Raw genomic sequence first — 11804 nt, 5'->3', positions numbered from 1 at the left:
GTGGACCTCATGGTCCTCGCGGCCGGGGCGCAGGTGCGCCCGGATGTTGTCCCCGCGGCGCATTGGTCGCATAATTGCGCAATGTAGCAAGCTTGAGGCTCGGAGGCAGGGCGCCGCCGGGAGTGACCGTAAAGGCGGTGGCGCGATGCTGAGGAACGGGCTGGAGCCCTGGCACCTGCTGGTTGTCGTCCTGGTGGTGATCCTGCTGTTCGGCTCGAAGAAGCTGCCCGAGGCCGCCCGGGGACTGGGCAAGTCGCTGCGCATCCTCAAGAGCGAGACCAGGGCGATGAAGGACGACGACGCGACGGCCGCGCGGACGGCGGATTCCGCCGAGGCCGCCCCCGGGCCTGCCGCCGGCGAGCAGCCCGCGCCGCAGACGATCCAGTCCGCCCCGGGGGATGTCACCGCGGCGCGGCTGGTGAAGGAGACGCGCTCGACCGCAGGCTGAGCGGCGTCCTCAGCAGGGGCTGGCGGGGTCGTATCCGTAGCGCAGGGGCGGCAGGGCGTGCTTGCGGCGGTAGATGTGCAGCATCTCCACGCGCAGCTCGGCCGCCGACTCCTCCACGGGGCAGGGAACCGTCACCTGGAGCACCAGGGGGCGGTCGGTCACATGCACCTGCACGCCGTCCGCCGGTCCGCCCTCCAGCACTGCGCTTTCCCATGTCACCGGCTGTCCTCCCACTCCGTCGAGGCGCCGTGCGGCGCGGTGCATACTTTAGGCTTTGCGCAACCCGGGAACCAAGGCCCCGCTTCGCCGCGTTAGTACCGGTACGGGGAAACCACAGCACATATGGAGGCAGTTCCGTGGGTGTGACTCTGTCCAAGGGTGGCAACGTCTCGCTGAGCAAGGAGGCTCCCGGGCTGACCGCGGTCACCGTCGGCCTGGGCTGGGACGTACGCACCACCACCGGTGCCGACTACGACCTGGACGCCTCCGCGCTGCTCGTCGGCGCGGACGGCAAGGTCCTGTCCGACCAGCACTTCGTCTTCTTCAACAACCTCGCCAGCCCGGACAGGTCGGTCGAGCACAGCGGCGACAACCTCACCGGCGGCGGTGACGGCGACGACGAGCAGATCAAGGTCAACCTCTCGGGGGTCTCGCCCCAGGTCGACAAGGTCGTCTTCCCCGTCTCGATCTACGAGGCCGAGAAGCGAGGCCAGAGCTTCGGCCAGGTCCGCAACGCCTTCATCCGCATCGTCAACCAGGCCGACGGCCGTGAACTGGCCCGCTACGACCTGACCGAGGACGCCTCCACCGAGACCGCCATGGTCTTCGGCGAGCTCTACCGGCACGGCGCCGAGTGGAAGTTCCGGGCCGTCGGCCAGGGGTACGCCTCGGGGCTGGCCGGCATCGCCGGCGACTACGGCGTCAGCGTCTGACGCCGCCGACACGAACCAGGGCGCTCGACGCGAGAGCACCGATGGCGAAGGCTGCCGCACCGACCCGGACACTCAACGGGGCAGCGTGAGGTCCAGCTCGAGCCAGTGGGCAAGGTCCTTGATCTCGTGACCGACTGCCGCGGTCACGGTCTTGGTGAAGGGGACGTCCTGGTGGATGGCATGGACCTGGAGCACTCCGGCTTTGCGGTCGGCGGTGGCATCGAGTTTGCCGACCAGCCGGTCGCCGTACAGGATCGGTAGCGCGAAGTACCCCCAGCGGCGTTTGGCGGCGGGCTTGTACATCTCCAGCTGGTAGTCGTACTCGAAGAGCTCGACGGTGCGCTTGCGCTCGTGGACGATCCGGTCGAAGGGCGACAGCAACGCCGCGCGACCCGAGAACGGCCGGCCCAGCTGGGCTGGATCAACTCGCCACGTGCCCTTGGTCCCCTCGACCACGGCCGGCTCACCGGCATCGCCCACGTCCGCCGGTTCGACCGGGTATTGCGGGCCTCGGGTCCGGGCGATGCCCAGAGCGCGCAGCCGTCGCTCGTTGCGGATGCGGAGCGCCTCGTCCACCGGGACCGCCGGGTCATCGGGGTAGACCCGCGTGGCCAGGTCCCACAGCCGGTCGCGGCCCCGGCGTCCCGCGATGGCGACCTCGCCTCGCACCACCATGAACTCGAGCAGTTGGCTGACGTTGCGGTTGTTGGTCCACCCGGTCGACTTCCACGGCACCTTGCAGGTGTCCGGAAGGTCGCGCGACGGCAGCGGCCCCGAGGAACCGAGCCGATCCAGGATGTCCCGACGGCACGCGTCGTTGGCGCGCACCCAGTCGCGGCGTTGCTCCTGCCAGGGGGTCAGCTCTCCGCGCCCGGGCCACTCGGCCATCTTGGCGCGGTACAGGGCGAGATCCTCACTGGGCCGGATCATCGCCCGCAGCTCCAGCAGTGTCCGGTTCTCCAACGCCGCGTTCAGATCGGCCCGCGCGTACGACGACCCGAGGCGACTCCACGCCACGAGGTCGGCATTCGGCGCGATGGCGGCGGTCGGGTCGATCTGCAGCAGAGTCAACTGGCGCACCACCTCAAGCAGCCCGGCCGGCCGCGAGCTGTCCAGGAGCTGCGCGCGCACGGCGATCCGGCGGGCCTCGGTACGGGAAAGCTCGTGGTGGACGGTCACGACACGAGGTTAGGCGACCGGCCTGACGGGAACCACCGTCCGCAAACGCATCGGCCTGGCGGGTCCGTAGGGGCTGGCCCGTGTGGCGTAGGGGTAGGGGTGGGCGTAGGGGTAAGGCAGGGGTTCCAGCTGCAATTGACGAATGATAATTTGGGCTTCATCTGCTTCGGGGGCATTTTTCCGGCACCAGATGTGCTGCTCCAACGTGAAGGGGGGTCGATGGGGCCACGGGTCGAGGGCATTGACAACGGGCTGGATTGTGAAGCACCTGGTCGATGAGCCGTCGACAATGGATCCGCCCAGCCCACGAGGCCGCATCTCGCCGAGCAATGAGCCGCTCAACAGATGAGACAGGGACCGCGTATTGCAGGCGGCGATTGGTCGCCGGGCAATGCCGGCTTCGGCCGGTATTCGCGTATTCGCAGCGCGGGGCTGTTCCCCACGTCGGCCGAGGCGATGAAGACCGGTCCTGGTACGGGCCGGCACAAGACGCACGACATGAGCGTGCGCGTGTCCACCGGGCTTACGAGCCTTGCCCGCCATGACGACGGCGTACAGGACATCAGGACCGCCCGCACTCACCGCGTGATCGCTGCGCTCACCCAGGCCGGCGCTCGCTACGGGCGGACAAGGAATACCAACGAGACGACGGAACCCGCGCCCCCCACCGCGGCAAGCACCACAACCTCGCCGGCGAAACGCGCGCGGACGACATCACCCACGCCCGGATCCGCGCCGTCGGCGAGCAGGCCTTGGCCGTGATCACGACGTGGCGATGCGGGAACCCCGCTGTGGCACCCAACGGATCACCGACCTCGTCAAGGCCGTCCTCGCCCTTCACCTCGCTTCGGCATGAGGTTGAGGTTGGAAGGGCTCACTGACCGCATCAGCGCGAGTTCATGAGGAGTTGGAGTGTCGCCCGAAGAAATGGGAATCAACCAGCAGCCTGTGGTCGAAGTCGATCTCGGTCTGCTGACCTTGGCCGACTCGCCGCGGCTTTCCGGCGTGAGCCCCGAGCACGTGGAAACCCTGGCCGCGGCCCAGACGCAGCTTCCGCCGATCACCGTGCATCGGGCGACGATGCGGGTCATCGACGGGTTTCACCGGTTGAAGGCGGCCAGGCTGCGGGGTGAGGACAAGGTCGCGGTCAGGTTCTTCGACGGTGACGAGGCCGAAGCGTTCGTGCTCGCGGTCACGCTGAACGTCGCCCACGGGCTGCCGTTGGCCCTGGCGGACCGTAAGTGCGCGGCAGAGCGCATCATCGTGTCCCATCCGCAGTGGTCGGACCGGAGGGTGGCCTCGGTCACCGGTATTTCCCCGGGAACGGTCGCCGAGATCCGCAGGCGGATCATCCGCAAACCGCAGTCGGGGGACAGCCGGGTCGGCCAGGACGGCAGGGTCCGGCCCATCGACGGAAGCGCCGGGCGCAGGCTGGCGGGCGAGCTGCTGACCCAGAACCCGGGCCTTTCGCTCCGTCAGGTCGCGCGTGCGGCGGCGATCTCTCCCGAGACCGTACGGGACGTGCGCAATCGGCTGCGTAACGGCGAGGATCTGCTGCCGGCACAGCGCAAGAAGGAATCGGTGATCAGCGACGGCAATGTCCTCGCCCGACGGAGGGAATTCGGTGTCCTGGAGCTGGCCAAGCCGTCGCCCGGCGGCCACCGGAAAGTACCCGTTCGCGATCGCGCCGCGGTCGTGAAACGGCTGAAGGCGGACCCGGCGTTGCGCCTCACCGAAAGCGGACGCAATCTGCTGCGCCTGCTCACTCTGCACACGCTCCGAAAAGAGGAGTGGGACGCGATCATCAACAGCGTTCCCCTGCACTGCCGTGACGTCGTCGCCGACCTCGCCCGGCAGTTCGCGGACCTCTGGAGGGACTTCGCGACACAGGTCGAGGAGGACATCGCACAGATAGGGTGACGGAATTCGAACCCTTGTCATGGCGTCCAAGCGTGGAAGACGAACGGTTGGACGCCGATGGGGGGCTCCTGGGCCTCCCGCCGTTGCGGTGGGAGGCCCAGGCATGTCCGTGTCCCTGCCCTGCCCTGCCCTGTGCGGTGCGGTGCGATTCAGGACGCCTCATGGAGGCCAGTGCCGCGGACCGCGCGCAACTGCCGGGCTGCGGCAACGTCGGGGCAGCCCGACAGCCCCAGGGCGTCCCGGATCTCGTCGGCCAGCAGATCCAGCACCTGCCGGGCGCCGGCCTCTCCGGCCGCGGCCAGGCCCCAGATCAGCGGACGGCCGACCAGAACCCCGGACGCACCGAGGGCGAGGGCCCTGAGCACATCCGTTCCGCTGCGGATGCCGCTGTCCATCAGGACCTCGCAGCTCCCGCCGACCGCCCGCGCCACTTCTGCCAGCGCGTCGATGCTGGGGACAGCGCCGTCGAGCTGGCGGCCACCGTGGTTGGACACCACGATCGCGTCGGCCCCCGACTCGACCGCGCGGAGCGCGTCCTCGGGCGCGAGGACGCCCTTCAGCACCAGCGGCAGCCGGGTCCGCTGCCGCAGGGCCGCCAGTGACGACCACGTCACCGCCGAGGAGAGCGCCTGGCTGGTGTGGAGGGCCACCGCGGAGGCGCCGGCGGACCGCCGGTGTGCCGTCGGGCCGGTGGCGATGTTGGCCGCCCGCACATGATCGGGCAGCACGAACCCGTTGCGTACGTCCCGCAGTCGGCGGCCCATCCACGGCACGTCGACGGTGAGCATGATCGCCTCACAGCCGGCGTCCTCAGCCCTGCGCGCGAGCTCCAGGGAATCGCGCGTCTCCCGCAGCCAGTAGAGCTGGAACCAGACGGTGCCGCCGATGGCGGTGATGTCTTCGATCGGGACGCTGCTCAGGGTGCTCACGGTGAACGGCACGCCCGACGCCTTCGCCGCGCGGGCGGCCGCGAGTTCGCCCTCGGGATGGACCAGCCGCTGATAGGCGACGGGCGCAGTCGCCACCGGCATGTGGACCGGCCGGCCGAGAAGAGTGGAGTCCGTGGAGCACTGCGAGACGTCCCTGAGCACGCGGGGGGTGACGAAGACGCGGTCCAGGGCGGTGCGGTTGGCGTCGAGCGTCGCCTCGGCGCCGCTGCCGCCGGCCACGAAGTCCCAGACGTCGGCCGGCAGTGCCGCGGCGGCGGCTTCTTCGAAATCGGCCAGACACCGGGCCGTCCCGGCCGCCGGGTCACCGCTGGAACCCACGCTGCCCCGTCCTTTCCAGCTCCACGGCCTCGTACAGCGCCTTGATGTTCGCGCTGCCGAAGGTCTCGGCTCCCTGCCGTTCGATGACCTCGAAGAACAGCGTGTGCCGCGAGTGGGTCGAGGCCGTGAAGATCTGGAACAGCCGGCCGGAGTGGTCCTCGTCGGCGAGCACGTTCGTCGCGCGCAGGCTCTCCAGCCTCGGACCGCTCAGCCCGATCCGCCGGCTGAGCAGGTCGTAGTAGGTGGAGGGGGTGGTGAGGAAGGCGACGCCGCGGTCGGTCAGGGCTCGCACCGAGCGGACCGCGTCGTGCGAGGAGAAGGCCACGTGCTGGACGCCGGCTCCCTGGTGGCTTTTGAGGAACTCGTCGATCTGCCCCGGGTCGGCCGAGGGGTCGGGCTGGATGAGTGTCAGGGTCACCGTGCCCGACGGGCTCTGGACGACCTTCGACTCCATTGCCTGGGAGCCGACGACGATGCGTTCCTCGAAGACGTCCCGGAATCCGAGGATGTCCGTGTAGAACTCGACCGTCGGCCCGAGTTCGCCGGTGTTCAGGCATACCGCGATGTGGTCGATGTCGAGCAGGCCCACGTCACTGGTCTGATCACCGCTCGACAGCGGCGCGGCCACGAAGTGGGCCGGTAGCCCAGGACCTTCCTCGGGGTCGCGTTGCACCAGCGTGTGGACGACGTCGCCGAAGCCGCCGATCACCGCCGTGACGCGGGGTCCGTCACCCCCGTGCCTGACCGGCCGTTGGTGGACAGGGGCGCCGTTGGCGACCGCGGCATGGAAGGCCGCGTCGACGTCGGTGGTGCGCAGGGCGATGTCGGCGACCCCGTCACCGTGGGACAGGACATACGCCGATGCCGGATGCCGGTCCGATGTCGCCTCGGTGAGTACCAGGGTGATCTTCCCGTGGCGCAGGGCGATGCTGCGGTGTTCTGCGGAGTTGTCGGCACCGACCACCGTGAAGGCGTACCTGTCGATCCAGTTGAACGTCGCCCTCTCCAGGTTTTCGACGTGCATCTCTATGTAGTCGATCGACAGATCCGCGAGCGGCCCCGATGCCTTGGCTAAATCCCTCATGTGTGTCCCCAGATCAGGAAAAGAACCGAGTTTCCCGAACTGTAGGGTTCCGATCTCAGATCTGGCTACGGATGCACTTGGCGGCAGATGGACGCGCTCGCAGAAAAGGCCCGCAGATCGTCCAAGGATATCCGCGCCCGAGTTTTGTGCATAAGCTGGGCCGACCTTTCGGTTGATGATCGAGGCTTTCGAACGGGTGGTGTTTCGTGATTCGTGCCATGGCCGTCATCGGCACTGGTCTGATCGGCACTTCGGTCGCGCTGGCCGCCCGTCGGCAGGGGGTGAGGGTGTTTCTGTCCGACCGGAATCCTGCCGCTGCCCGTACGGCCGCAGCCCTTGGGGCGGGGCTGGCGGAGACCCCGGAGGAGGCGGTGGATCTGGCCGTCATCGCGGTTCCGCCCAGTCAGGTCGGCATCGTGCTCGCCGCATCGCAGGAGCGTGGGCTGGCCGTCAGCTACACCGACGTGGCGAGCGTGAAGGCCGGGCCGGAACGGGCGGTGCTGAACTGCGCTCCCGATCCTGCCCGTTACGTCGGCGGGCATCCGATGGCGGGCCGGGAGCGGTCAGGCCCCCTGGCGGCCCGCGCGGATCTGTTCCAGGGCCGCCCCTGGGCGCTCACCCCGTCCCGGCTGACATCGAGCACGGCCTTCGACCGGGCCCTCGAACTGGTGGAACTGTGCGGAGCGGTCCCGGTCGTGATGCAGAGCCAGGTCCACGACGACACGGTGGCCCTGACCTCTCACGTACCGCACCTGGTGGCCAGCCTGATGGCGGCCCGGCTGCAGGACGCCCCGGCCGACGTGTCCCGGCTCGCCGGTCAGGGGCTGCGTGACGTCACCAGGATCGCCGGTGGCGACTCCCGGCTCTGGAGCGACATCCTCCAGGCCAATGCCGGGGCCGTCGCCGGCGTCGTGCGGGATCTGCACGCGGATCTGTCCCGGCTGGTCTCGGCACTGGACGTACTCGCCGAGCCAGAACCCTGCGACAGGGCCCACGGCATGCGGACGATGGTGGACCTGCTCGACCGGGGGATCGCCGGGCTGGCAGCGATCCCGGGGGCCCGTGCCGGTGCCTCGGCCGATGACGCCCGGGTGCGGGTGGCCCTTCCGGACTGGCCCGGGAGGCTCTCGCGCCTGTTGGGTGCCATCGCGGACTTCGGCGTTGCCCCCGAGGACGTCGTCGTCGAGGTCGACGACGGAGACGAGCTCACCGTACGATTCGCCGTCCCCTCCCGCGCCGCAGGCCCCATGACGGCCATGCTCAAGGCCGGGGGATGGGACGCCGTACGGGAGGACGACGCAGGTTCCGGACGGGACGCAGAAGACGCGGCACTGCCGAACGCGGGGCTGCTGCGCTGACGCGCCGAGCCGGCCACCTTGTCCCGGGGCACCACAGCCTGGGTGGATGCCGCCCCGATCCGGCCAGGCAGGTGGTCGGATTCGGACGAATATCCAGGAGGAATCCGTACGCGTTCCAGGGCGCCCCGAGGGGGACACCGCCTGCTCGACACACTCGTTCGGCTCTCCGAACGGCAGCCATGACCGGATCCAAGCCGCAGCTTGGCCAAGAAAATGGACTACACAGGTACCAGGGGTGCCCGTTGGGTGGTTGAGTTCGGGCGGCCCTTCGGATTTTGCTCAGGAGCGCAGTACGGGGGTACCTGTGAAGCTCAGCGAAAGAGACGATGAAATCCGACTCCTCGAGCAGCTGTACGAGGGGTGTGCAGGCGGCAAGGGAGCGGGCGTTCTCACGAACGGTCCCGTGGGGTGCGGGAAGACGGCCTTGCTTCAGGCGTTCGGCGAGCGGGTCATCGAACAAGGGGGTCTTTTCTTCTCGGTGACGGCCTCTGTCAGCGAGCAACTGCATCCGTTCGGCGTCATTGACCAGCTGCTGAACGCGATGCGCGCGGCCGGGATGGCAGCGGCCCCGTGCGCCGCCGAGGAGGGCGGGATCACGGCCCCCGGCAACGGTCCCCAGGCGATCCGTCGGGCCCCTGTCGGACTGCTGCAGCGGATCTGCCGGACCATCTGCCGGTTCTCCGAGCGGAGGCCGCTCGTGATCGGCATCGACGATGTGCACTTCGCGGACGAGCCGTCGCTCCAGTGCCTGCGCTATCTGATCCGCCGGGTCGAGCCGTCGGCGGTCATGGTCGTGATGAACGAGAGCTCGTGCTACGAGCGGGGGTTGGCACCGCTCCATGCGGAGACCCTGCACCTCCCGTACTGCCATCGGATCAGGCTGGCGCCGCTGACGGAGGCCGGCACAGCCGATCAGCTGACCCAGCGCCTTGGTTCGGAACCCGCACGGAGGGTCGCCGAGTTGTGCACGGCGGCGAGCGGAGGCAATCCGCTGCTGCTGCACGCCCTGATCGACGACTGCACGGCGGGACGGCCCGCGATGGACGATCCGCACCCCGGGGATGGCTTCCGGGACGCCTACTTGCGGTGCCTCCACCGGTGCGAACCGGTGATGCTCGCGGTCGCCCGCGCGGTGGCGGTTCTCGGCGAGTCGGCCACTCCGTCGCTGGCCGGCGACCTTCTTGGTGTCGATGCCACGTCGGTTCGCCGGAGCATCGCCGACCTCAACGCCGCGGGTCTGCTGTCGGCCGAGCGGTTCCGGCACGAGGCGGCGCAGCTCGCGGTGCTCGCCGACATCCCGCTCGAAGACCTCCCCGCCATGCGCAGCCGGGCCGCTGAGCTGCTCCACGAGAGCGGGGCCGCCGCCGTGGCGGTGGCCGGGCAGCTCATGGCGGCCCATGACTCCGACAACGCCTCGTGGCGGGTGGCCATCCTCCGGGAAGCAGCGCGTGAGGCCATGGCCGCGGGCGACGTCACCGAGTCCGTCGACTACCTGCGCCATGCGTCCGGTATCTGTGCGGATGCGGCGCAGGGGGCGCGGATCACTGCCGCGCTCGCCGACGCGCAGTGGCACATAGACCCGGCCAAGGCGGCCAGGCACCTGCATCAGCTGAGCCATGACGTACGAGCCGGCCTGCTCACCGGAGAGGACGCCATGGTCCTGGTCAGGCAGTTGCTCTGGCGGGGGGAGTTCGCCCAGGCCGACGACGCCCTGCGGATCATCGAGGCCAACGACGGCCGGATTGGCGAGGGTTCGCAGCCGCCGGCGCCGTCACCGGACGTCACGGTCGGCCGGGCGTGGTTGTCCCTCACCTATCCGGGGCCGGCCCGCCTCGCCTCGGACGGTGAGGCAGGCCAACGGCTCGGCGTTCCGTCGATCCGGTCGGTCCCGCTGGCCGCGTTGAGCCTCCTCAACTCGGCGGGGAGCCGAACCGGTGACGGCGAGGAGGTCCAGGGGCCGGACCAGGTGCTGTACGGCCCGAGTGCCGGCACTTCCCTGACCGCCACGCTGTTCGCGCTGCTCTTTCTGATGCGGATGGACCGGCTGGACGAGGCGGCGCACTGGACGGAGCAACTGCTCGAAGAACCGTGGATCCGGCGCGTTCCCCTGCGGCGCGCGTTGTTCGAGACGATCTCGTCAGCCGTGGCCCTGGGCCGGGGCGCCGTCGCCGCCGCGGGGGAGCACGCAGGGACCGCGTTGAATCTCGTCGCACCGTCGGCCTGGGGTGTCGTGGCCGGCATCCCGCTGTCGCTGGCGATCCGTGCGGCGACCGAACAGGGTGACTTCGAGCTTGCGATGTCCTACCTCAACCTCCCGGTTCCGCCCATCATGTTCGACACCCCTTTCGTGCTGCCCTATCTCCAGGCGGTCGGTCGCTATCACCTGGTCATGGGCCACCCGCGCGCCGCACTGACGAACTTCCGGTCATGCGGGGAGCTGATGGTGAAGTGGCGGCTCGACTCGCCCGACCTGGCGGACTGGCGTAACGACGCGGCCGCCGCACTCATAGCGCTGGGCAGGGTCCGGGAGGCACGGGCGCTCGCCAAGGAACAGCTGTCACTGCTGGGCGACAGGCGCTCCCGGGTCCGGGGGGTCGCGCTGCGCCGCCTGGCCGCGACCAGTGACGTACAGGATCGCCTGACGCTGCTCCAGGAGGCGGTGCGGATCCTCGACGCGTGCGGTGACCGTCTGGAACTGGTGCAGGCGCAGACCGACCTGGAAGCAGCGCGGGAGACGCTCTTCGGACGCGGCCCGTCGGCGCGGCTCTGGACTCTCCCGGTCGACGAGGAGGGGGTGGCCGGCGGTGAGCCGGGCTCCGTACCGGCCGAACTCACCGACGCCCAACGCAAAGTCGCGGAACTCGCGGCCTCGGGCTGCACCAATGCCGAGATCGCGGGCAAACTCTTCGTCACGGTGAGCACGGTCGAGCAGCACCTCACCAAGATCTACCGGAAGTTGAAAGTGCGGCGCCGTTCCGACCTTCGGGTGGCACTCACGCGCACCGGTGATCTCTCATTGTGCTCGAATGGGCGATAAAAACAAACCGTGCGGAATCTGTTCCTGAAAACGCGTCCAAGTGAGTACTTCAGTCGGTTGGACGGCATTGTCGGAACGCTGGGAAGCGTGTGATCCTGAGCGCCCGATAAACGATTTCACCGACTGATTCCGCACGGGGGTAATCCATGGCCGGACAGAGCGTCGATGACTATGCGCGGCTGGCGTTCGAGGGCCTGGACTGCACGCTGTCGGATTTCCTGGCGGCCGAGGAACAAGCGTCGGCCGTGAACCGGGAGGCCTTTGACCGTATCGGATTGAGGCAGGGGAGCTCCGGGAACTCCGGACTGCCCGAGACCACCACCAAGATCCTCGGCGCCACCTGGACGGCGCCGCTGGCCGTGGGCCCTCTCGCGGGTCTCGCCAGGCCCGACGGCGAGCCCGAGGTGGTCCGGGCGGCCGGTGCGGCCGGTCTTCCGGCCGTCGTCAGCGCATACGCCGGACGGACCTTCACGGACCTCTCCGGCGCCGACGTCCCGCTGTGGCTTCGGACTTACTCCTTCCGGGACCGGGCGATGACACAGCGGCTCGTCGGGCGGGCGGAGGACGCCGGGTTCGGG

9 protein-coding genes and 1 pseudogene are annotated in these 11804 nt (G+C 69.3%); 6 read left to right on the top strand and 4 right to left on the bottom strand.

Annotated elements, in window-relative coordinates; genetic code table 11:
- Window positions 1-145: 145 nt before the first annotated feature.
- Window positions 146-448, top strand: a complete 303-nt coding sequence (gene tatA, locus ACFXJ5_RS17510) for a Sec-independent protein translocase subunit TatA (protein ID WP_384631281.1) — start codon at window positions 146-148, stop codon at window positions 446-448.
- Window positions 449-457: 9 nt separating this feature from the next.
- Here the strand turns inward: tatA and ACFXJ5_RS17505 are convergent, their stop codons facing one another.
- Window positions 458-667, bottom strand: a complete 210-nt coding sequence (locus ACFXJ5_RS17505; protein WP_384631280.1) for a hypothetical protein — start codon at window positions 665-667, stop codon at window positions 458-460.
- A 137-nt stretch (window positions 668-804) separates the two neighbouring features.
- On the opposite strand from ACFXJ5_RS17505, the gene ACFXJ5_RS17500 reads away from it, so the two are divergent.
- On the top strand, window positions 805-1380 hold the full coding sequence (locus ACFXJ5_RS17500; protein WP_384631279.1) for a TerD family protein: 576 nt from the start codon (window positions 805-807) through the stop codon (window positions 1378-1380).
- Window positions 1381-1452: 72 nt separating this feature from the next.
- On the opposite strand, the gene ACFXJ5_RS17495 is transcribed toward ACFXJ5_RS17500, so the two are convergent.
- On the bottom strand, window positions 1453-2559 hold the full coding sequence (locus tag ACFXJ5_RS17495) for a DNA glycosylase AlkZ-like family protein (RefSeq protein ID WP_384631278.1): 1107 nt from the start codon (window positions 2557-2559) through the stop codon (window positions 1453-1455).
- Window positions 2560-3471: 912 nt separating this feature from the next.
- On the opposite strand from ACFXJ5_RS17495, the gene ACFXJ5_RS17490 reads away from it, so the two are divergent.
- Entirely contained in the window at window positions 3472-4479 is a 1008-nt protein-coding gene (locus ACFXJ5_RS17490) for a ParB/RepB/Spo0J family partition protein (RefSeq protein WP_384631277.1), read from the top strand.
- Window positions 4480-4628: 149 nt separating this feature from the next.
- Here ACFXJ5_RS17490 and ACFXJ5_RS17485 read toward each other — a convergent pair whose 3' ends face one another.
- Both ACFXJ5_RS17485 and hppD read right to left on the bottom strand, forming a co-directional pair.
- Window positions 4629-5747 carry an alpha-hydroxy acid oxidase gene (locus ACFXJ5_RS17485; RefSeq protein ID WP_384631276.1) on the bottom strand — a complete coding sequence of 373 codons (1119 nt, stop codon included), beginning with the start codon at window positions 5745-5747 and terminating at the stop codon, window positions 4629-4631.
- Window positions 5731-6831: a 4-hydroxyphenylpyruvate dioxygenase gene (gene hppD, locus ACFXJ5_RS17480; RefSeq protein ID WP_384631275.1), complete on the bottom strand. Its 1101-nt coding sequence runs from the start codon at window positions 6829-6831 to the stop codon at window positions 5731-5733. The genes ACFXJ5_RS17485 and hppD overlap by 17 nt, the downstream gene beginning before the upstream one ends.
- A 209-nt stretch (window positions 6832-7040) precedes the next feature.
- On the opposite strand from hppD, the gene ACFXJ5_RS17475 reads away from it, so the two are divergent.
- The 3 genes and pseudogenes from ACFXJ5_RS17475 to ACFXJ5_RS17465 all read left to right on the top strand — a co-directional run.
- Entirely contained in the window at window positions 7041-8189 is a 1149-nt protein-coding gene (locus tag ACFXJ5_RS17475) for a prephenate dehydrogenase (protein WP_384631548.1), read from the top strand.
- 46 nt (window positions 8190-8235) lie between these two features.
- Complete coding sequence (locus ACFXJ5_RS17470; RefSeq protein ID WP_384631274.1) at window positions 8236-11226, top strand: AAA family ATPase; 2991 nt, start codon at window positions 8236-8238, stop codon at window positions 11224-11226.
- A gap of 146 nt (window positions 11227-11372) precedes the next feature.
- Window positions 11373-11804, top strand: a pseudogene (locus ACFXJ5_RS17465) (alpha-hydroxy-acid oxidizing protein); the annotation flags it as partial.

Source organism: Streptomyces sp. NPDC059373 (assembly GCF_042751495.1).
GTDB lineage: Bacteria > Actinomycetota > Actinomycetes > Streptomycetales > Streptomycetaceae > Actinacidiphila.
This window is presented reverse-complemented; position numbering and strand designations above follow the sequence as displayed.